The sequence below is a fragment of the Micromonospora sp. CA-248260 genome, assembly GCF_050942205.1.
Classification (GTDB): domain Bacteria; phylum Actinomycetota; class Actinomycetes; order Mycobacteriales; family Micromonosporaceae; genus Micromonospora; species Micromonospora antibiotica.
On sequence record NZ_CP192021.1, the window covers coordinates 7,034,146 to 7,054,616 of the forward strand.

At 67.9% G+C, this 20,471-nt stretch carries 16 protein-coding genes and 1 pseudogene; 12 read left to right on the forward strand and 5 right to left on the reverse strand.

Features of this window, described 5'->3' with window-relative positions:
* Positions 1 to 203: 203 nt before the first annotated feature.
* Positions 204 to 1,571: an IS1380 family transposase gene (locus ACQP2H_RS30600; protein ID WP_433233738.1), complete on the reverse strand. Its 1,368-nt coding sequence runs from the start codon at positions 1,569 to 1,571 to the stop codon at positions 204 to 206.
* A gap of 470 nt (positions 1,572 to 2,041) precedes the next feature.
* On the opposite strand from ACQP2H_RS30600, the gene ACQP2H_RS30605 reads away from it, so the two are divergent.
* From ACQP2H_RS30605 to ACQP2H_RS30630, 6 genes are all read left to right on the forward strand, one after another.
* Positions 2,042 to 3,595, forward strand: a complete 1,554-nt coding sequence (locus tag ACQP2H_RS30605; RefSeq protein WP_433230039.1) for a helix-turn-helix transcriptional regulator — start codon at positions 2,042 to 2,044, stop codon at positions 3,593 to 3,595.
* 24 nt (positions 3,596 to 3,619) lie between these two features.
* Entirely contained in the window at positions 3,620 to 4,723 is a 1,104-nt protein-coding gene (locus ACQP2H_RS30610; protein ID WP_433230041.1) for an asparaginase, read from the forward strand.
* Positions 4,716 to 5,195 carry a PPC domain-containing DNA-binding protein gene (locus ACQP2H_RS30615; RefSeq protein ID WP_433230044.1) on the forward strand — a complete coding sequence of 160 codons (480 nt, stop codon included), beginning with the start codon at positions 4,716 to 4,718 and terminating at the stop codon, positions 5,193 to 5,195. Before ACQP2H_RS30610 ends, ACQP2H_RS30615 begins: the two co-directional genes overlap by 8 nt.
* Positions 5,196 to 5,826: 631 nt before the next feature.
* Positions 5,827 to 6,042 (forward strand): flavin reductase, encoded by a 216-nt coding sequence (locus tag ACQP2H_RS30620; protein WP_433230047.1) that lies wholly within the window; start codon positions 5,827 to 5,829, stop codon positions 6,040 to 6,042.
* Positions 6,043 to 6,203: 161 nt separating this feature from the next.
* On the forward strand, positions 6,204 to 6,704 hold the full coding sequence (locus tag ACQP2H_RS30625) for a hypothetical protein (protein WP_433230050.1): 501 nt from the start codon (positions 6,204 to 6,206) through the stop codon (positions 6,702 to 6,704).
* Positions 6,705 to 6,719: 15 nt separating this feature from the next.
* Positions 6,720 to 7,502, forward strand: coding sequence for a phosphotransferase (locus ACQP2H_RS30630; protein ID WP_363818241.1), 783 nt, complete (start codon positions 6,720 to 6,722; stop codon positions 7,500 to 7,502).
* A gap of 46 nt (positions 7,503 to 7,548) precedes the next feature.
* Here ACQP2H_RS30630 and ACQP2H_RS30635 read toward each other — a convergent pair whose 3' ends face one another.
* The gene (locus ACQP2H_RS30635) at positions 7,549 to 8,097 is read right to left on the reverse strand and encodes a hypothetical protein (RefSeq protein ID WP_433230052.1); all 549 of its coding nucleotides are present in this window, start codon (positions 8,095 to 8,097) and stop codon (positions 7,549 to 7,551) included.
* Positions 8,098 to 8,856: 759 nt separating this feature from the next.
* Here ACQP2H_RS30635 and ACQP2H_RS30640 point away from each other — a divergent pair.
* The 5 genes from ACQP2H_RS30640 (at position 8,857) to ACQP2H_RS30660 (ending at position 15,112) form a co-directional block, all read left to right on the forward strand.
* The gene (locus ACQP2H_RS30640) at positions 8,857 to 9,534 is read left to right on the forward strand and encodes a GmrSD restriction endonuclease domain-containing protein (protein ID WP_433230054.1); all 678 of its coding nucleotides are present in this window, start codon (positions 8,857 to 8,859) and stop codon (positions 9,532 to 9,534) included.
* A 365-nt stretch (positions 9,535 to 9,899) separates the two neighbouring features.
* Complete coding sequence (locus tag ACQP2H_RS30645) at positions 9,900 to 10,241, forward strand: hypothetical protein (RefSeq protein WP_433230057.1); 342 nt, start codon at positions 9,900 to 9,902, stop codon at positions 10,239 to 10,241.
* A 155-nt stretch (positions 10,242 to 10,396) separates the two neighbouring features.
* A complete protein-coding gene (locus ACQP2H_RS30650; RefSeq protein WP_433230059.1) occupies positions 10,397 to 12,685 on the forward strand; it encodes a tetratricopeptide repeat protein in 2,289 nt (762 codons plus the stop codon).
* A 412-nt stretch (positions 12,686 to 13,097) separates the two neighbouring features.
* Positions 13,098 to 13,478, forward strand: a complete 381-nt coding sequence (locus ACQP2H_RS30655) for a histone-like nucleoid-structuring protein Lsr2 (protein ID WP_433230062.1) — start codon at positions 13,098 to 13,100, stop codon at positions 13,476 to 13,478.
* Positions 13,479 to 13,744: 266 nt separating this feature from the next.
* On the forward strand, positions 13,745 to 15,112 hold the full coding sequence (locus tag ACQP2H_RS30660; RefSeq protein ID WP_433233738.1) for an IS1380 family transposase: 1,368 nt from the start codon (positions 13,745 to 13,747) through the stop codon (positions 15,110 to 15,112).
* 145 nt (positions 15,113 to 15,257) lie between these two features.
* Here the strand turns inward: ACQP2H_RS30660 and ACQP2H_RS30665 are convergent.
* Positions 15,258 to 16,000, reverse strand: a pseudogene (locus tag ACQP2H_RS30665) (transposase); the annotation flags it as partial.
* Positions 16,001 to 16,530: 530 nt separating this feature from the next.
* Between ACQP2H_RS30665 and ACQP2H_RS30670 the strand changes: the two are divergent.
* Positions 16,531 to 17,463, forward strand: coding sequence for an NYN domain-containing protein (locus ACQP2H_RS30670; RefSeq protein ID WP_433230065.1), 933 nt, complete (start codon positions 16,531 to 16,533; stop codon positions 17,461 to 17,463).
* Between the two features lie 230 nt (positions 17,464 to 17,693).
* Here ACQP2H_RS30670 and ACQP2H_RS30675 read toward each other — a convergent pair.
* Together ACQP2H_RS30675 and ACQP2H_RS30680 are read right to left on the reverse strand one after the other, a co-directional pair.
* A protein-coding gene (locus tag ACQP2H_RS30675) for an IS3 family transposase (RefSeq protein ID WP_357538599.1) occupies positions 17,694 to 18,862 on the reverse strand; the annotation gives its coding sequence in 2 pieces (ribosomal slippage) (positions 17,694 to 18,575 and positions 18,578 to 18,862; 1,167 coding nt in all).
* A 619-nt stretch (positions 18,863 to 19,481) separates the two neighbouring features.
* Positions 19,482 to 20,201 (reverse strand): DUF7003 family protein, encoded by a 720-nt coding sequence (locus ACQP2H_RS30680; RefSeq protein ID WP_363817576.1) that lies wholly within the window; start codon positions 20,199 to 20,201, stop codon positions 19,482 to 19,484.
* Positions 20,202 to 20,471 lie beyond the last annotated feature (270 nt).

Here is a 20,471-nt window from a genome sequence, read left to right on the forward strand (position 1 = left end):
GAGTCCCCATCGGGGATCCTGGTACGGCGCTGGAGCGAAGAAGAGCATCGGCCTCTAGCCTCGGTCTTTCATCTGGGCGGCATTTCATAGCTGTTGGTCGATGACCTTGGTTCGGGGCTGGTCGGCCGGTTCGGTGGCATGGTGATGGCCCGGCGCTGGGCCGGGTTCCTCCGTGCTGCGGGTCGGGGCGTGAGGCTTCCGGGTCAGCCGGCGGGTCGTGGCAGTGCGGCGAGGTGGTTGAATGCGCTGGTCAGAGCGTCGGTCCACGGCCAGTCGGCGGTGATGGCGAGGCGGGTCCGGCGGGCGGTGCGGGTGAGGCGGGCCGCGACGTGCAGGAGCCGGTAGCGCAGTTTCTTGGGTTCTGCGCGGGCGAGGTCACCGTGCAGGAGCAGGGTTTGGGTCCAGGCGATCAGGTCGATGCCGGTCAGCGCGAGGTGCAGCCAGGCCTGGTTGATCGCGAAGACCCGGGACGGGAATCGGCCGAAGCCGGTGTCCTTGCCGCAGCGGATGCGGTCCTCGACGCGGGCGTGAGCGCGGTGCCGGGCCTCGAGGTGCTGGATGCTGCCGTTGCCGGGTGGGGTGTCGGTGGCGATGACCTGGTGTCGCCATCCCTCGGCGGTGTCGAACAAGGTCAGTTGGGCACCGGGGTGCGGGCGTTCGCGACGGACCAGGAATCGGGTGTCCTCGGGCCAGCCGGCGGCGTCGAACAGGCCGGTGATCTCGCAGACCTCGGCCTGTTGGCGCAGGTCACCGTCGGTGTCGACGGCGGGGACCCAGCCGGTGGCGGCCTGGATCGAGGCCCGGACCGACTCGGTGATCGCGGCGCCGACGGAGAACCGGATGTCCAGGTGCTGCTCGCGTAGGGACCGGATGTGGGCGAGGAAGCCGTGACTGGAGCCGGCCGAATCGCTACGGAGCAGGATCGGGGTGCCGTGCCGAACGGCGTCGGGGATCTGTGCGAGGGCCTGGTCCAGGACGGTGATGTGGTCGACGGTGGTGTTCGACCCGGCTCGGCCTTCCCGCAGCAGGCCGGCGAGGGCTTCGCCGGTGTTGTCCAGGAAGCACAGCAGCGGGTGGTAGCCGAAGGTCTTCTTCCAGGTGCGGGTCGCTGCTTCCTTCTCGGAATGGCAGATCACGATCGTCGCGTCGATGTCCAGGATCAGACCTTCGACCTGCTGGCCGGCCACCATCGGCTGCGGCAGGTCACCGCGGACCTCGGCATGTTGGGCCCAGGCGACCTCGCGGGCTCGGGCCCGGGCGGCACGCAGCCCGGCCAGCATCGGCTCGTCCAACTGCGACAACAACCGCCACGCAGTCGGGTCAGAGGCGACCGGCCCGAACAAGCCGGGCTGGTCCCGCAGCACCGCCAGATCAGCGATGGCCTCGCCGCCGTCGGCGAGCATCACCGCTAGATCCACGGCGATCCGGCCAGGGGCGTGTCCGCCCTGCCTCTTCCGCAGCCCCGCCAATGCCTCACTGAACACGCCGGTCAGCCCGGTGGCGTCGGCCAGATCAGCGAGCAGACGGGCACCGACGTGCCCCACCACGCCTCGCCCGCCCCCGGTCACCATGATCTTCGGACGTGTTGCGGTAGCCTTCACCCAGCAAGTGCCTTCCGTGACAGGAACATGGGACTCTCGACAAGCCCTATTTTCCCAGATCAGAAGGCACTTCTTCGTTCTCAGCCCAGTCCGTGGACAGCCCTAACCGAAGGGCCGAGGCTAGGTGTCTGCTCGGTGTGCCTAGCTCGTCGGACCCTGACGTGCTCGCCGTGTCGCGGGTTCGTGTCGAGGGTGTTCGACACAGGCCGGCCAGCTTTTACTTGATGGCATCAAGAGGTCGGCGGTTGTTCGGCTACCAGCATCTGAGTGTGTCAGCGGTGTCAGGAGGCGTTCCGGAGGCGGCGTCACCCATCGGGTGGAGACAACAATGGGTGCGTCCCGATCGTGTCGAGATCCGGGGACGGGTGCCGCGAGGTGTCGACCATTGTTTGCGGAGCGCAGCCGCTTAGATGAGCTGGCATGGTGGAGAGGCCACTGTCATGATCGATCCGCAGCAGCTTCAGGATGCGAAGCATGCCCTTGGCAGGAGGTTCCGCGAGTTGCGCAAGGGGCGCGGCCTGCTGCAGAGGGATGTCGCGCAGCGGGTGTGCAGCACTCGCAGCACGGTGGCGAATGTGGAGGCCGGCCGGCAGGTGGTCGACCGGGTCTTCTGGCAGCAGTGCGACACGCTCTTCGACGCCGACGGCGGGCTCCTCGGTGGCTACGACGCCTACCGCCGACTGCAGCAGCGTTATCAGTCCGAGCGGGCCGAGGCAGCACTGCGCGCACGGTGGGGCTCCGCCGCGGTGAGGGCCTTGGAGTCGAACGAGGCCAGCCCAGCTCTTCCGGTGCACCGACGGTCCGCCCCCATTGCACATCCCGGCGGCGATCTCGCATCGACGATCGCGTCCATGCTCGGGCAGGCTGCCCATGGCGCCAGGGCGGATCACACCCTCGCCGTGCCCGGTGGACGCTACTTCCCGAGCGCGCCTGTGGCGGTCGAGATGTATCCGGCGGTCGATGACGGGCGGATCGTCGCCACGATTCCCAGGGCCGATGCCGGCCGGCAGTGGCGGTGGCCGCTGCAGCGTCGACTCGTCGCCGGACGAGTCTCCACGGCCAAGGGCGAGGGAGTGTTTGCCTTGGACTCCCGCCAGGCGTCCCAGCGCATGGTCGGCATCGGCGACGATGTCCGCCTCCTCATCCCTCGCGCCTACCAACTGGACGAGATCACCGCGGCGGTGTTGTGGGCCGTGGCGAATCTGGACCAGTCGCTGCTGCTCGACGACGCTCGCCTCGACGCCTCGAGAGCTGCCACGGCAGAGTACAGCCGTCTGACCAGGTCCGCCGTCAGCGGCGACATCGTCCAGAACCTGGAGGACGTGTCACGGCTGTGGCTCGGCTCGGCGTTCTGCGCCGACCACATCAACCGTCAGTCAGCCGACCTGACCGAGGTGCCCACTTTCTGGACCCGGGAGCAGACTGGTGAGGAGGCCAGCACCTGGCTGCTGTTCGGGCACAAGCTGCGCTATCTGGCCGCGACCGCGGCACGGTTCAACAGCAGCTCGCAGCAGGCGACGAGGCTGTTCTGCGTCCCGCGGGCGGCGGTGGACGCGACGACGCAGTCAGAGCGGGTTCTCCTGCTGCTGGCGGTCGCGTTGATGGAGTCCTTCGGCATCGACGTCGCGGTCACCGACGAACCCGAGTACAGCGCGCTGCCCGGCCTCGTTCTCACCCGGCAGCGCGCGATCGTCGCGACGTGGATCCGCGCCGACGGCGTGTGGCACGTCGACGTCACCGGCCAGCGCGCCGCGCTGGCCGAGTACCACGACGCCGTCGGGCACGCACGAGCTCATTCCCTGGTCGCCGCTGACACGGCCGGTTCGAGGCTGCATGCCCTCGCCGACTATCTGGACCTCGACTGGACCAACCTGCGGAACCGGTGCGCCGAACTCGGTGACTACGGGCTGGCCGGGATAGCCGAGCCGCGCAGCCGCCTGCTGTCCCTGGACGGGGCTGATCGGGCGTGTCGCTTCGTCGGCTCCCTCCCGTAATAGGCTCCCGACACCACCACCCGTATGCCTGGAAGGACTCCGGTGTCCTCGAACCCGACAACGTCTGCGCCACGCGTGGTGGTGTTCGGACTCGGCGGCACCATCGCCATGACCAGCAGCACCGGCGACGCGGTGAGCCCCACCCTGTCCGCCCAGCAACTCGTCGACGCCGTACCCGGACTTGCCGCAACCGGGATCGACATCGAGGTAGTGGAGTTCCGGCGCTGTCCCGGCGCCTCCCTGACCTTCGCTGACATCACCGAACTCGCCGCCGCCGCAGCCGACGCGCTCGCCGGCGGTGCGACCGGCGTCGTGGTCACCCAGGGCACCGACACGATCGAGGAGACCGCCTACCTGCTCGACCTGCTCCACCACCGGCCCGAACCCCTCGTGGTCACCGGCGCGATGCGCAACCCCACCCTCGCCAGCGCCGACGGACCCGCCAACATCCTCGCGGCCATCCACACCGCCACCTCCCCACACGCGCGAGGTCAGGGCTGCCTCGTCGTCCTCGCCGACGAGATCCACGCCGCCCGCTGGGTCACCAAGACCCACTCCACCAGCGCAGCCACCTTCCGCTCACCGGACACCGGACCCCTCGGCTACGTCCTGGAAGACGCCGTGCGGATGCTGAACCGGGTGCCCCACCGGCTGCCCGTGCCCGTGCCGAACCCCGCCCGACAGACGACCGTCGGCCTGCACACGATCACCTTCGATGACGATCCCGCCCTCCTCGCCGCCGTCGGCACCCGCGTCGACGGCCTCGTCGTCGCCGGCTTCGGCGTGGGCCACGTTCCCGAATCCCTCGTCGACACCCTCACCACCCTCGCCGAACGAATCCCCGTCGTCCTCGCCTCCCGCACCCCCGCCGGGCCGACCCTCACCCACACCTACGGTTTCCCCGGCTCCGAGCAGGACCTCATCGCACGCGGCCTCATCCCCGCCGGCTGGCTGCACCCCTACAAGGCCCGCATCCTGCTCCGCGCCCTCCTCCACGCCGAAGCGAAGCCGCAGGAGATCGCGACAGCGGTAGCCGCCGCAGGCGGGCTCGCCGACTTCACCGTGTGGCCCTGGCCCGCCGCACTCGACAGCAATGGCCATTCGGAGAGGAGTACCACGAATGCGTAGCCACGAACTCGCCCCAGGCCGCATGATCGGCGTCGTCTTCGACCACGGTGACGACTTCTTTACCGCCCTCACCGACACCTGCCGTGCACACGGCATCAAGCAGGGCTACATCCCCGTCTTCATCGCCGGCCTCAGCACCGCGAAGATCGTCGGCACCTGCCAGCGGCTCGACAACCCCGACGCCCCGGTCTGGTCCCACGTCGACCTGACCAACGTCGAGGCGCTCGGTGGCGGCACCATCGCCTGGGACGAGACCACCCAGACGATCACACCCCACATCCACATCACGGTCGGACTGAAAGAACACAGCGCGACGGCCCACACCAGCCACCTGCTGGATGCCACGGTCCAGTTCCTCACCGAGATGCTCATCATCGAGATCAACTCCCCAACGATGAGCCGCCTACCGAACCCTGACCTGTACGACGTGCCACAACTGCGGTTCGACCACGCAAGCCGCACCGAGACGTAGTTCCCCACCTCGGCGCAGCCCTGCCGCAATGTCCCGCGCGCGGGACAGCGGGCCGCACCCGTGTCATTGGGGATCTTCATCACCGTCGGATGTGAGTGCACGTCGTCGACCGCTGCCTGGAGCACGCCGTCCACGTGATGCCCTCCCACGCCGGCACCTGGATCGCGGGGCCGGCGTGGGAGGGAACCATCTGTCGTACTCATCGGACCTGACGCGCGCCAGGCCGTGTCGAAGGTTCGTGTCGAGGGTGTTCGACGCGCGTGGACCAGCTTCTACTTGTTCCTGGCATCGAGGGTTCGGCGGTTGGCCGGCCGCCGACAGTAGGTGTCAGTGGCGTCAGGGGGCATTCCGGATGCAGCGGCACCCGTCGAGGTGAGGCCGCAGCGGGCGCATCCGGACCGCGTCGAGATCTGGGGACGGGTGCCGTTGATGGAAAGGAAGCGGTGGGCATGGGCTTGGACCGCGCGTCTGCCAGGGAAGAGACCGTCCGGCACCGTGGGCTGTTTGTCTGCCTGGAGGGGATCGACGGTGTTGGCAGGACCACCGCTGTCGGTCATGTCGTCGAGGTGTTGGGCGGCGGTACCGCCCTGAGGCTGCGCTGATGGTCCGGCCGTCGATTCCCCATGTCGCTATGCGTCCGCTCTGGCGGTGTCGCAACTGTGGCGCCGAGTGGCCTTGCCAGCCGGCTCGGCTGGCGCTGCTGGCGGAGTACCGGCATGACCGGACCGCGTTGCTGCTGTTCCTCGGGGCGCTGATGACCGAGGCGAGCGGTCAGCTTCACCAGCTCCACCCGGACCGCAGGCTCGATCTGACGGAGCGGTTCATGTCCTGGGCCAGGGCGCGCTGATGAGGGCCATGCCAAGGGTGAGAGGGCCCCCGGCCTCGACCCTGCCGCGAGTCACCTGCGCTTCATGACCGCTTCACCAGAGAACAGGCATGCGGAACCCCCAGCTCCGCACGCGGCGTTGATCAGCGCCGCTGACTGCACCAGGTGTAAGGAGAGAAGTCGTGACTGTCACCGCACACGAACCGACCACGACCGCGAGCATGACCGCCCTCGACCCTCGGACCCTCGTCACGGCCGAGGTGTTCGGGAAACTGGTCCATTACTTCGCCGCCGACCGGCACGTCACCCGCGTGTACGCGGAGCGGGCCGTGGAGCAGTTCCTGGTCTTTCTCAAGGCGCACGCCGACACCGTGACGAGCGAGGATTTCGGGATGCTGCTGCCCGACGGGTCGATCGGCCGTGTCGTGCCGACCCTCCCGGTCGACGCCGTGTGGCACTGCGTGTTGCAGCACACCGTGCCCTACGCCGCGGCCTGCAAGCAGATCGCCGGGAGCTTCGTCCACCACATCCCCATCCTGACCGAGGGGATGATGGACGGCACCGCCGTCACGTTCACCCTCGCGGCGCTGCACGCCACCGGGTACCGGGTCGACATGGAGTTCTGGCACGGTGAAGCCGAGTCGTGCTGCCCACCCGGAGAACCGGACTTCACCGGCAAGTAACAACGAGAGGTGACCATGCGCAGCGACTGGGCCGCCCTACCCGAGCCCGTGGAGGCGGCGGTCGCCGAACGGATCGGCGGCATCGTCGACGTGTACCCGGCTCCCAGTGGTGACCACGCGGAGATCGCGTCGACCGTCATCGGCTCCACCGGCACCGTCTTCGTCAAGGCCGCCTCTTCGGGCCCGGGCGTCCGGTCACTGCGCTACGAACTGACGGTAACCAGAGCCATCGACAGGTATCCGCCTACGGTTCTGTGGGACTTCGAGTCCGACGGCTGGTTGGTGGTGGGGGTCGAACGCCTGGACGGCCCCCACCCCGACCTGTCACCCGGCAGTCCCGACCTCGACACACTGGCCGCGACCCTCACAGGACTGCAAGAGACCGCCGCGCCGGACGTGCGGCTGTTCGCCCCGGCGGGGCGGCTCAGCTTCGCCCATCCGGCGATGGACGGCGATGTGCTCGTGCACTCCGACCTCAACCCGGCAAATCTGATCCTGACATCGGAGGGACTTCGGATCGTCGATTGGGCGTACGCGACCAAGGCGGCACCGTGGGTCGAGCTGGCGTTGCTCACTCAGTGGCTAATCGGCAACTGCCACACCCCGGCCCAGGCGGAAGACTGGCTGAGCCAGTTCCCCGCCTGGGCCGGGACTGACCCCGGGGTCTTGGACGACTTCGCAGCGAGGAACGCCTCGAAGTGGGCCAACAAGTCACGGCAGAGTACAGAGGGATGGGTGCGTGACCTCGCATGCTGGACCTACGAATGGGCTGCCTACCGGGCGTCTGGTGAACGCTGACAGTACGGGCGGCGTTCCCGGGCCTTTTCGGGGGTGGCCCTGCGATTCACCGGCCGCCCATGTTGACGCCGCACGTCGTGCCGTCTTTGGCTGCGGCGCGAACGATCATCTCGATGCCGGGTCTCGCTGGGGCATTCGGGAGATACACCGTACGTGCCGTCGAGGACACGAAGGCGTGAGCGGCCCGTCCACCGACCTGCTTGCAGTAGGAGACGGACGGATAGTTCGAGTCTTCCCGGTATGAGGTCATGTGCCAGCCCGCCGCTGCCGCCGGTTGGTCGAAGCGCTGCCGTAGTTGGGTTGCACCGTAGGCGACGGGTGTCTGGTACAGCCGGGTAACCTCAACGAACACCGGACTCGTCGGACTGCCCCCGTGTCCGTTGTCGCAGGTGTAGCTCTTGGCCTCCTTCTCGAGGAGCTGGCCGTCGTGTGGCGCGACGGCCAGCAGAGGGTCAGCCTCATACAGCCGGATCATGGCCGCCTCGTCGCGAGCCGGGTAGCAGGTGAACACCTCATAAACGATCACAATTGCACCGGCGACGAGTGTCACGGCCATCGCAACACGAAAGACGATCGACCTGTTCAATCTGTTCATGCCAGCCCCTTTGTCCCAGCTTCAGGTGTTGCTGCATGTCGGTTGAGGTCGCCCACTGGCAGTGTCCACTATGCCCGAATGTCGGCTTGCCCAACAGGGCTCTGTCGGGCGCGGGACCGCAATTGACGCGATCGCGTCTGGGAAGATGGATCCCTGTCGTGCCTACCGTGGTCACGGGTGGTGACTGCGTGGATTGCGGTAGCGAATCTCTGTGACCAGGCGGTGACCACCACAGCGTTGTCGCCCCAGCTCGCGCCGACTGCACGCAACGATCTCCCCCATGAGCACATGCCGTCGTCTTGAGCGCGGTTCACCTCGGCCGGGGAGTAGGTGATCGTCGGAGCTGCCCGTGGTGTCGTCTGCGCGACCAGGCCGTGAAGGCGCCGGACATCGGGAGCGCGGCGACAGCAGCCAGGGCTGTGCTCGGTGCCGTGGTCTGCCACGGTGCGGCGCCGGTGATCACGGCACGCCAGAACCATCGGGCGGACAGGATCATGCGGCTCAGCCGAGCGTCCGGGTGTAAGCGTTGGCGCAGTGCCAGACCCGCGATAGCGGAGTAGTCGCCAGGGCCGGCGCCGTAACCGGCTTCAGCAGCGCGACCAGTGTGCCGTCGGGCGAAGCTTTGGATTGCCATCGGACTCACGCATTACCTCCGGCCTCTCCAGCTCTTCACGGGAATGCCATCCCAGCGCCACAATCATCGACGATGCTGACTTCAGCTGCTGCAGATGGTGACCTGGAGGCATGGCATGGCATGGCATGGCACGACCGACCGCGAAGACGCCCGGCCTCGCCCGACCTCGTGTGCGTGCCGTGACGCTGGCACTTGCCACGCTTGTCGGCGCGGTGCTGTCGGCCACCAGTGCGGGGACTGCGGCGGCGACGCCTCCGGGGATCCCGTCGAAGGCGACGGCGCAGTCACGGCTCAACGCCCTCACCGTCTCCAGCGAGGGCTCCACCAGCGGCTACTCCCGTGACCTGTTCCCGCACTGGATCACCATCAGCGGCAGCTGCGACACCCGCGAGCAGGTCCTCAAGCGCGACGGCACCTCCGTCGTCGTCAACTCCTCCTGCCAGGCCACCTCCGGACGCTGGTACAGCCCCTACGACGGGGCGACCTGGACCGCCGCGTCGGACGTCGACATCGACCACGTGGTGCCCCTGGCTGAGGCGTGGCGCTCCGGTGCGAGTTCCTGGACGACCAGCCGCCGGCAGAGCTTCGCCAACGACCTGTCCGGCCCGCAGTTGATCGCGGTGACCGACAATGTCAACCAGTCCAAGGGCGACCAGGACCCGTCGACGTGGCAGCCGTCGCTGTCGTCGTACCGGTGCACCTACAGCAAGATGTGGATCACCGTGAAGTACGCCTGGGGCCTGCGGCTGCAGTCGTCGGAGAAGTCCGCGCTGCAGAGCATGCTCAACACCTGCTCCTCCTGAGTCCGCCCGGGTTCCGGCGTAGGAGCCCGCTCGGGTCCGTCGACGCCAGGAGATGCCGACATCAGGCGACCGTCCCGCCGACCATTCGGAACCTCCGCCCTGTCCGCACCGTTGAGTCCGGGGCATCGGGCACCCGCCTCCAGCCGCCGGCAAGCCGTACACCGGTGGCGGACTCAGGACAGAGGGGGCCCGAACAGCGCGTCGCGTGGCGCGATCATGCCGGCGGGCCTCCGTGATGGGCGGCCTCCCAACCCGTAGCGCGCCGCCATGACCGCAACACTCCCCTTCCGGTGAATCGCCGGCCTACCGGCACCGACCACGACCGTGGTGCAGGTCCACGGGTGGCTGTTCGATGACATGGACGCGTGCTCGTGCAAGACACCCCCGAGGGACACAACCTCCCCGGCAGCAGCCCCGAACTCGTCGATGCCGACGCGGCGGCCACCCTGCACAGGGAGGCCGCCGAGGAGTCTCAGGTACGGCTGACCGACCCGGTGATCCTCGGGCACGAACTCGCCGGCGACCAGGCGTACCTGCGCATGGCCGCGTGGATACTCTGGTTCGACGCCTACTGCCCGGACCCGGACGGTGGCCGTCTGCTCGGCCGGCGGCTGGTCCCCGTGACTGACGTGCCGCTCCTGCTCGGCTGGGGCGAGTCAGGAGCAGCGCAGGCCGTCCTTGCCGCCCGGGTGGCAGAGAGCAGGTAGACGCTACCGGTGTGGGCTCCCACCGCGCCGCCGACTGTCGTCGACTAGGCCCTGTCTGTCAGGGTGAGTTGAGACCAGCAACCCGTAGCAGGTCTATCTGGCAGGGCTAGTTCAGGATTCGGTGGAATCGGCCGGCGTTGATTCGATCGGCCACAATGCTGGTGGTGGTTCACTTCGGCTTTCGCTGGGATCGAGTCCGGCTCGTCGGCGGCGTGATGGTCGTGGTCGCGTCCGTCGTCGCCGCGCTGTTCCTTGATGCCCAGGTTGTCGGGTCGGTGGCGGGCCTGCTGGGGGCGGTGGCCACCGTTGCCGGTGTCTGGTTGCCGCGACGGCGTGCGGGGCAGCGGCAGGTCGGAGGACGTGGTGTGTCGGGCTCGCCCCGCCGGTCGGTGACGGCGCCGGTGGGTGATGCGCCGTTGGTGTTGCGCGGTCGGGAGGCAGAGGTGTCCCGGTTGCGTGCGGCGCTGGCTCGCCCCGCGGGGCGGTACGTGGTGGTGGCTGGTCTGGCCGGGGTGGGGAAGTCCGCGCTGGCGTTGACCCTGTACGCGCACGCGACGCACCGGCGTGGTCGACACACGTGGTGGGTCTCCGCGCGGACGCCGGAGACGTTCATCGACGGGCTCGTCGCCGTCGCGGAACTCCTCGGCGCCGACGCTACTGACGTCGAGGGTCTCCGGGCGGGCAACGGACGCGCCCGCGACGTCTTCTGGGAGTTGCTGTCCCAGGCGGATCGCGGCTGGCTGTTGATCATCGATGACGCTGACGAGTTTGGTGTGCTCGGCGCGCTCGACGGCACAGGATGGATACGGCCGAGCCGACGAGGCCTGGTCCTGGTCACCAGCCGGGTCAGTAGCGACCATCTGTGGGGACACACCGCCGACGTGATCACGCTCGGGCCGCTGGCGCAAGGACCGGCGACGCGGGTGCTGATGGACCTCGTCGACGGCGGCAGCGAGGAGCAGGCGCGAAGCCTGGCCCACCGTCTCGGTGGCCTGGCACTGGCACTGAGAGTGGCCGGCAGCGATGTCGGCTGGGAGTTCTCCCGCTGGGACTCGTTCGCCTCCTACGAGCGTGCGCTCGAAGCAGAGGACGTCACCGACGTCCTGCGGCTGGATGGCGGTGTTGACGGGCCGCCGGAACCGCGCCATGCCCTGGAGACGACCTTCGAGCTGTCCTTGACCAGTCTCGGTGAGGCAGGCGTGCCGCACGCGACGCCGCTGCTGCGGCTGCTGTCCTGCTACGCCCCGCACCTGCCGATCCCCGTCAGTCTCCTCACATGCGAAGGGGTCTATTCGCTGCTCGACAGCCCGAGGGGCGGTGCGGGCCGACACCGGCATCTCCACAACGCGCTGCGAGGGCTGGCGCAGTTGAGCCTTGTCACCGAAGGGCACCTGGAACGGGAGGGGGCACGGACGAAGACGGTGTCGTTGCATCCACTGGTCAGTCAGACCAGCCGCAGTCATGCCTCAGGTGTAGCTCACCAGGTGGCCGTCGGCGCAGTGGTCACCGCGCTCGACCCGCTCCGCGCCGACGACAGCCGCACCTGGCCGTTGGCCGCCATCCTCATCCCCCATGTGCGTCAACTGCTCGCCACGAGCACGCCATACCTCGACGAAGAGCACCACGCCACACTGCTCGACGCCGCGGCCCGGCTGGTGGCCGCCGCGACATGGAGCGGCGCGACGGCGACCAGCGAGCAACTCGCGGTCGACGCGCTCACTCGCACCACGTCGCTCGGCGACGATCACACCTCACGCCTGAACCTCAGTGCCGAACTGGCTTGGGCGACAGGCCGCAACGGCCGCTGGGACACCGCCCGCACCATGCTGACGTCGTTGCTCGACGCATGGCACAGCCAGCCAGACCCGCCGCTGCTGAACATGCTCGAGGTACGCCACAAACTCGCCTGGGCGATCGGGAAGACCGGGAACTGGGAACTGGCCCGTGCCCAACTGACCGCGGTCGCCGAACAACGTCGACACGCACTGGGTGACGACCATCCGGACACCCTGCACACCCGCTGCTGCCTCGCCTGGGCGATGTGGCGTACGGGATCCGGCGCCGAGGCCGAGGCCGAGTACCAGAAGGTGATCGCGGACCGCCGGGCGGTACTCGGCGACGACCACGTGGAAGTCCTCGACTCCTACCACTCCCTCGCAGAGGGCTACGTGCTCGACAACCGCCACGAGGAAGCCGAGACGGTGCTACGAACGGTCATCACCACCCGCGATCGCATCCTGGGACCCGAGCACCCGGAAACCCTCGACAACTGCCCCCGCTACTGGCTCGGACGCGCACTGCAGGGACAGGGGCGCTCCGCCGAGGCCACCGAACTCCTCACGAAACTCCTCAAGGAACAAACAATGATGTTCGGAGCAGATCATCCGGCGACCGCGGCCACCCGGGCACTCCTATCCGGACAGGACGAATCCGCCACCCAGTAACCGCAGATCATGCACCACCTCGATCAGCCCCTGCCCGAGGCGCATCCTGACCGACGTCGCGCAACCCGGTGCCACACTCCCCCAAAGCATCCCCGAATTGGATCCAGCCATCGATCAGCCCGAGGGCGACGGGAACAGGTATCCGGAAAAATTGACTTGTTTCGTCGTTGACGAGCGAGTGGCATCACGCCCGCGACGCCAGGCATTTGAGGGCAAGAAGCCCGGACGAGAGCATCGGTCACCTGAGCGGTGAACAGGCAGAGACCGCTTCTCAGCGTCGATACGATCGACCGCCGACCGAACCGTAGTCACCATTCGCAGGAACAGGCCCGGCACACTCACTGTCGTGGCCGCAGTGGAGTCAGCTACTGTAATCAATCGGCAGGATAACGGATGTGGAGGCAACGCGGACATGGCCAGACAGATCATTCACAGGCTCATCGACGACCTGGATGGTGGTGACGCTGACGAGACGATCAGGTTCGCTCTCGACGGGGTTCAGTACGAGATCGACCTGTCCACGGCCAACGCCGATAGACTCCGCAGCCTCTTCGCCCCGTATACGACCAAAGGCGCCAAGGTTACTCGCGGTAGCGTGGTCGGTGGTCGGAGCGGCCGCGGGATGGCAGGCGCAGAGGGACGGGCTACCAACGGCCGCGGCCGCGTCACGACCGACCGGGAGCAGAATCAGGCAATCCGGGACTGGGCGAAAAGGGCAGGCAAGGATATCTCCGATCGAGGGCGAATCCCACAGGAAGTCGTCACCGAATACCACGCCCAGGCTGGCCGATAGCCGCCGCCCTCTACTACGGCATCTCCCATCCCGCCTCGTAGGCGCGCGTCCGGCGAAGGATCGTCAGCAGCAGCGAACACAACGCCGCTTGTCGAGGCTGAGCTGAGATGCCCTAACCTCGGCCCTTCGGTTAGGGCTGTCCACGGACTGGGCTGAGAACGAAGAAGTGCCTTCTGATCTGGGAAAATAGGGCTTGTCGAGAGTCCCATGTTCCTGTCACGGAAGGCACTTGCTGGGTGAAGGCTACCGCAACACGTCCGAAGATCATGGTGACCGGGGGCGGGCGAGGCGTGGTGGGGCACGTCGGTGCCCGTCTGCTCGCTGATCTGGCCGACGCCACCGGGCTGACCGGCGTGTTCAGTGAGGCATTGGCGGGGCTGCGGAAGAGGCAGGGCGGACACGCCCCTGGCCGGATCGCCGTGGATCTAGCGGTGATGCTCGCCGACGGCGGCGAGGCCATCGCTGATCTGGCGGTGCTGCGGGACCAGCCCGGCTTGTTCGGGCCGGTCGCCTCTGACCCGACTGCGTGGCGGTTGTTGTCGCAGTTGGACGAGCCGATGCTGGCCGGGCTGCGTGCCGCCCGGGCCCGAGCCCGCGAGGTCGCCTGGGCCCAACATGCCGAGGTCCGCGGTGACCTGCCGCAGCCGATGGTGGCCGGCCAGCAGGTCGAAGGTCTGATCCTGGACATCGACGCGACGATCGTGATCTGCCATTCCGAGAAGGAAGCAGCGACCCGCACCTGGAAGAAGACCTTCGGCTACCACCCGCTGCTGTGCTTCCTGGACAACACCGGCGAAGCCCTCGCCGGCCTGCTGCGGGAAGGCCGAGCCGGGTCGAACACCACCGTCGACCACATCACCGTCCTGGACCAGGCCCTCGCACAGATCCCCGACGCCGTTCGGCACGGCACCCCGATCCTGCTCCGTAGCGATTCGGCCGGCTCCAGTCACGGCTTCCTCGCCCACATCCGGTCCCTACGCGAGCAGCACCTGGACATCCGGTTCTCCGTCGGCGCCGCGATCACCGAGTCGGTCCGGGCCTCGATCCAGGCCGCCACCGGCTGGGTCCCCGCCGTCGACACCGACGGTGACCTGCGCCAACAGGCCGAGGTCTGCGAGATCACCGGCCTGTTCGACGCCGCCGGCTGGCCCGAGGACACCCGATTCCTGGTCCGTCGCGAACGCCCGCACCCCGGTGCCCAACTGACCTTGTTCGACACCGCCGAGGGATGGCGACACCAGGTCATCGCCACCGACACCCCACCCGGCAACGGCAGCATCCAGCACCTCGAGGCCCGGCACCGCGCTCACGCCCGCGTCGAGGACCGCATCCGCTGCGGCAAGGACACCGGCTTCGGCCGATTCCCGTCCCGGGTCTTCGCGATCAACCAGGCCTGGCTGCACCTCGCGCTGACCGGCATCGACCTGATCGCCTGGACCCAAACCCTGCTCCTGCACGGTGACCTCGCCCGCGCAGAACCCAAGAAACTGCGCTACCGGCTCCTGCACGTCGCGGCCCGCCTCACCCGCACCGCCCGCCGGACCCGCCTCGCCATCACCGCCGACTGGCCGTGGACCGACGCTCTGACCAGCGCATTCAACCACCTCGCCGCACTGCCACGACCCGCCGGCTGACCCGGAAGCCTCACGCCCCGACCCGCAGCACGGAGGAACCCGGCCCAGCGCAGGGCCATCACCATGCCACCGAACCGGCCGACCAGCCCCGAACCAAGGTCATCGACCAACAGCTATGAAATGCCGCCCAGATGAAAGACCGAGGTTAAGCGGCCTCTCGTTCCGGCTCGGGCTTGTTGATCCAGACCTGTTCAGGCAGGTCGAGGATCTTGGGTGGGGGCGGGTGGTGCTGAACCGCTCCGGGTACTCCGTCCGGGCTGCGGCGAGGGTGCCGGCGCGGTTGGCGCGGACGCTGTGGTGACGGCCGTGGTGGACGTCGGCGGGGGTGTGCAACCCGATCCCGGAGTGGCGGTGGGCGTGATTGTACCAGGTCACAAACTCGGTCATGAACGCCCGCGCTTGGGCCAGGGACGCGAACCGGTCCGGGAAGACCGGCGCGTACTTCAACGTCTTGAAGCAGGCCTCGCTGTACGGGTTGTCGTTGGAGGTCTTCGGCCGGGAGTGCGAGCGGGTCACCTGGAGGTCTTCGAGTAGGTCAGCGACCGATTTCGAGGTCATCGAGGTATCCCGGTCGGCGTGCACGAGGTGCGGGACGTCGTGGGTGCTGAACACCTCGCGCATCATCGACTCGGCGAGCGGCCCGGACTCGAGGGCGTGCACCCGTGCGCCGACGATGTACCGGGAGCAGATTTCGATCATCACGTAGGCGTCGTAGAAGACGCCCTTGACCGGCCCGGCGAGTTTCGTGATGTCCCAGGTGTAGACCTGCCCCGGGCCGTGCGGAACCGGGTCGTGGCGTAGTTCGGGTTGATCGGCAGGCCATCGGCGTGGGTGAACACATACCCGGTGTCGGTCCATGCCTTGCCGTTCTCGGCGGCTTCGGTCTTCTGGTCGAGTTGGCGGCGGCGTTGTGCGCGCAGGACCTGGACGGTGCGTTTGTCCAGGGCGACGGCGCGGCGGCCGGCGGGGGCCTTGGGGTCGCCTTCGACAATTGGGTGTAACCGGCGGTGGTGCGGTTGCGCTCGATGGCGAGCACGCCCTGGTCGAGGTCGACGTCGGTCCGGAAGTACCAGGTGCCGTGGCCGCGCTCGGACAGCCGGGGGGAGGACTGTTCCAATCGCCGCCTTTGGTCGGGGGCACGCCCGGTGCTGCGGGCGCTCTGGTCCCACAACACCATCCTCGGCGACCTCCCCACCCTGGCCGCCGCCGCGATCAACCTCGCCACACCCCCTGCAAACCCGATCCAGCCGCGATCGCAACCAGCAAAGCCACCACGACGGGCCGACAACCCGAGGAACCCTGCGCCGACGTAGGAGCGCACCTGCGGCCGGGACCGTTCGCCGACAGAGCCGCCGTCTCGATAGTTGCGGCATGGGGGTGGCATCCTGTGGATCGTGAGGCCTAAGTGCTCCCTGTATGTGGACGTCGGTTACCTGCTCAGCGCCGCAGCGGTCCGGGTGACGGGGACGTCGCTGCGGAACGGGATTCAGGTCGACTACGAGTCGCTGATCGACGCGCTGGTCCAGCAGGCCGAGGCGCTGTCGGAGCTGCCGATGTTGCGCGTGCACTGGTACGACTCCGCGAGAGACGGTGTACCCGACGGCTCGCAGCAGTTCATCGGTGAACTGCCCAACGTCAAGCTGCGGCTCGGCCGGTTCGGCGTGGATGGCCAGCAGAAGGGTGTCGACCTGCGCATTGGGCTCGACCTGGTGATGCACGCGCGCAACGCGGTTGCGGATGTCTTCGTCCTCGTTTCGGGAGACGATGACCTGACCGAGGCCGTGGAGGAGGCCCAGGTGCACGGGGTGCAGGTCATCCTGCTCGCCGTCCCCAACGGGCAGGACCGACCCCATGGCATCAGCCGGCACCTGATCCGGGCGGCCGACGGGCTCAAGATCATATTTCCGGACACCATCGACCATGCCGTGACGAAGGTGGAGACACCCTCGGCAGTGCCGTCACCGATGGCGGTGCCGCTGGGCGGGCACCCGCGTGCCAAGGCCCCGTTGACGGGCTTCACCGCGCAGGAAGGCTCACGAGCACCCCGCCTGCCGTCCGTGCCCGCGTCCAGCGGGGCCCTGGACATCAGGACGGGCACGACGAATCACGAGGATCCTCCTGACCTTGCCGAACAGATCGGCTCGGTCGTCACCAACGTCCTGACGACTTTCCGCAGTTCCGCCACGCCGGAGGCCCTGGCGGAACTCACCGCCGGGAAACCATCGATTCCACGCGACATCGACAAAGCCCTACTGACCGACCTGTCTGAACGCCTCGGTGAAGTCGATCTGGGTGAAGCCGTGCGACACCAGCTTCGGGCACGGTTCTGGGAGCAGAATGACCAGGCCTAGCTGGAAGGCGACGTCTCGCTGGTAGCTACTCCCGAAGTCACGGTGGGCTACCAGTACGCCAAGGAGCTCGACCTCGGCTTCGAGCCCATGCCGCCTCGGCGTGCCCCGCGTCGGGTCGCCGCAAGGTTGTCTCGCCGCTCCGGTCCTCGAAGCGGGTCGACTGTGCTGCAGGACCCTCAGCGGGCGGCGCTGTCGAGGGGGTCTGCTGCACCGATAGGTGACAGGTGTAGTCACGCGGCCTGACTGGCCGGTGGGGTCATGATGGTCTCGTACTCGATGGGGGTCAACCGGGACAGGGATCGTTGGCGTCGGCGGCGGTGGTAGGTCCGCTCGATCCAGGTCACGATCGCGGTCCTCAACTGCTGCCGGGTGGTCCAGGTTCGCCGGTCGAGGACGTTGTTCTGGAGCAGGCCGAAGAAGGATTCCATGGCGGCGTTGTCGCCGGCGGCGCCGACCCTGCCCATCGACCCGATCATGTGGTGCTGGTTGAGGGCGTGGACGAATTTCCGGCTTCGGAATTGCGACCCGCGGTCGGTGTGCAGCACGCAGCCGGCCACGTCACCACGGCGGGCTACGGCGTTGTGCAGGGCGTTGACGGCCAGCCTCGACTTCATCCGTGAGTCGATGGAGTAGCCGACGATCCGGTGGGACCACACGTCCTTGATCGCGCACAGGTAGAGCTTGCCCTCGCCGGTGCGGTGCTCGGTGATGTCGGCCAGCCACAACCGGTTCGGGCCGTCCGTGGTGAAGTTGCGGCGCACCAGATCGTCGTGCACCGGCGGACCGACCCTGCCGCCCTTGCCCCGACGCTTCTTCTTGCTGAACGCGCTCCGCCAGCCCATGCCAGAGCAGATTCTCCAGGCGGTGCGCTCGACCATCGGCTGGCCGGCAGCGCGGGCCTCATCGGCCAGGAACCGGTAGCCGAACTCCGGGTCGTCGCGATGTGCGTCGAACAACGCGTCCGCCCGGTACGCCGCAGCCAGTTCAGCGTCGCCGACGGGCTGGGCGAGCCACCGGTAGTAGGGCTGACGAGCGATGTTCAATACCCGGCACGTCACCGCGACGGGGATCCCGTCGGCGGCCAGCTCGCTCACGAGCGGGTAGAGCCTTTTCCCGGCAGATTCGCCTGCGACAGGTAGGCCGCGGCCCGACGCAGGACCTCGTTCTCCTGCTCGAGGAGCTTGATCCGCTTACGGGCCTCCCGCAGCTCGGCCGACTCGCCGCCGCTGACACCCGGTCTGGTTCCGGCGTCAACGTCAGCCTGGCGCATCCACTTGAACAACGTCATCGGGTGGACTCCGAAGTCCTTCGCGATCTGCTCGACGGTCACGCCCGGATCACGGTCACGGGCCACCCGCACGACGTCATCGCGGAACTCACGAGGGTAGGGCTTGGGCACAGCAACATCCTTCCAGCTCACCGTCAGGGCAAGCCATCTCAGATGTCACCTATCGGTGCAGCAGACCCGAATGCTCCATTGAACTATGCCGTCCCGGTCTGGCTGATGTTCCCCAGGCTTGGTGGCTTCGCTATGCGGTCTGGGCCTCCAGGGCGCGGGTTTCTGATCGCTCGCAGTCGATGGGTGATCGCCAGTCACAGTCGGAGTGCCGGTGTCGGCGGTTGCGCCGATACCTATCCGAGGGCGGGCGAAATCGGCAGCGACGTCACAGACGTCGCCTATATCGCGAAGCGAGAGCGACCGATCCACCTCGGCTGATCCACCGGCCGCCGAAACCGGTCACGCCCTGCAGCACACCGTGTGCGGCCTATCGTTGTTAGGACCCCTCGGATGTGTTGAAGTCTGCCGATGCGTTCAGCGACGGGTCGGCAGCGAGGTCCACCAGTTCGACCAAGACCCGCGGCAGCAGCGCTGCTGCCGTGCCGGGCTCCGGTCGGCCAGCCGCCGGGCTCGTGCCAGCCGTGCCTGCAGTTGCGCCCACCCCTCGGGCTCTGGTCGGCCGGGGGGTGCGGGTCCGCTGGGTCGATCGCTGGTGGGTCGGCCGCCGACCGGGCGATGATCAAGCCGGACAGCTCGTCCAGTGTGTGTTTCCCGGTAGGGCCGGCCGGTAGTGGGAGGGGTCGGCGGTGGCCAGCACCTCGCTGATCTGCTGGTAGGTCTCGATGTCGCTGGGGCGAACCTCGAACGGCACCTGCCTCTGCGGAGGTAGGTGGCGGGTGAGCGTCTCGTGGAGCTGTCGTTGTCGATCTCGCTCGGGGCTCGGTGGTCGGACCCGCAGGGTGGTGTGATGCCAGTCGTCCAGGCACAGCACTCGAGGCAGGTCCGGCGGGACGAGTTGACGTATCTCCGCGTTCGCGGCCAGCAGAAGGTCACGGTGCTGGGGAGCGAGGAGCCTGAAGAGGTCCTCTGGGCGGATCGTCGCAGCAGCGGCCACCGGTACGGCCTGCCCCCTGATGACCAGCGGCACCTGCCGGTACCGCACTGCCCCCGGATCGCCCTCGAACAGGTCCGCGAAGTTGTCGATGCGGTTGGCGAACCGCGTATGCCAGGCCTTGTCCGTGCCGGTGAGGCAGTTGCCGAGAGCGTGCAGGACGTCGACGACGTTGCCGGCCCGCGGGTTGTAGCCGACGATGTCCACGACCAATGCCCAGCGCTCGGCGTCACTGAACGCATGGAGCCGAGCCGCTATCAGATAGCTGTAGGGGTGTTCCGGCTCGGGAAACCGACGCTGCTCGGCAGCTCGATCGAACACATCGACGACAGCCTCCACCTGCACCATGCTCCGGATCGTAGGCAATCGCTATCGTGCTCGATTCCACAGCGGTGACCCGGCCGTCGCGTCCAGGACCGTTCGCTCGAGCGTCGCTGCAGTTTGCCGATCCTGCGTCACAGCCCATCTGACGTGCAGGTCGGCCCAGTGCAAGGCGTCCTTGGCCCAAGCCGCCGCACGCTTGGGTAGGCCGCCGACAAGTTGCTCAAGGTGCTCCTGCACGAATGTGACATCGGCAAGGGCCCGATCCAGGACGGCTTCCCCCAGCCCACTGACCGC

What these genes read in the sequence shown, in the direction of transcription:
- ACQP2H_RS30600 (WP_433233738.1), bottom strand. Translation starts at nt 1,571, where the DNA reads ATGGTGACCGGGGGCGGGCGAGGCGTGGTGGGGCACGTCGGTGCCCGT.
- ACQP2H_RS30605 (WP_433230039.1), top strand. Translation starts at nt 2,042, where the DNA reads ATGATCGATCCGCAGCAGCTTCAGGATGCGAAGCATGCCCTTGGCAGG.
- ACQP2H_RS30610 (WP_433230041.1), top strand. Translation starts at nt 3,620, where the DNA reads ATGCCTGGAAGGACTCCGGTGTCCTCGAACCCGACAACGTCTGCGCCA.
- ACQP2H_RS30615 (WP_433230044.1), top strand. Translation starts at nt 4,716, where the DNA reads ATGCGTAGCCACGAACTCGCCCCAGGCCGCATGATCGGCGTCGTCTTC.
- ACQP2H_RS30620 (WP_433230047.1), top strand. Translation starts at nt 5,827, where the DNA reads ATGCGTCCGCTCTGGCGGTGTCGCAACTGTGGCGCCGAGTGGCCTTGC.
- ACQP2H_RS30630 (WP_363818241.1), top strand. Translation starts at nt 6,720, where the DNA reads ATGCGCAGCGACTGGGCCGCCCTACCCGAGCCCGTGGAGGCGGCGGTC.
- ACQP2H_RS30635 (WP_433230052.1), bottom strand. Translation starts at nt 8,097, where the DNA reads ATGAACAGATTGAACAGGTCGATCGTCTTTCGTGTTGCGATGGCCGTG.
- ACQP2H_RS30640 (WP_433230054.1), top strand. Translation starts at nt 8,857, where the DNA reads ATGGCACGACCGACCGCGAAGACGCCCGGCCTCGCCCGACCTCGTGTG.
- ACQP2H_RS30650 (WP_433230059.1), top strand. Translation starts at nt 10,397, where the DNA reads ATGCTGGTGGTGGTTCACTTCGGCTTTCGCTGGGATCGAGTCCGGCTC.
- ACQP2H_RS30655 (WP_433230062.1), top strand. Translation starts at nt 13,098, where the DNA reads ATGGCCAGACAGATCATTCACAGGCTCATCGACGACCTGGATGGTGGT.
- ACQP2H_RS30660 (WP_433233738.1), top strand. Translation starts at nt 13,745, where the DNA reads ATGGTGACCGGGGGCGGGCGAGGCGTGGTGGGGCACGTCGGTGCCCGT.
- ACQP2H_RS30680 (WP_363817576.1), bottom strand. Translation starts at nt 20,201, where the DNA reads ATGGTGCAGGTGGAGGCTGTCGTCGATGTGTTCGATCGAGCTGCCGAG.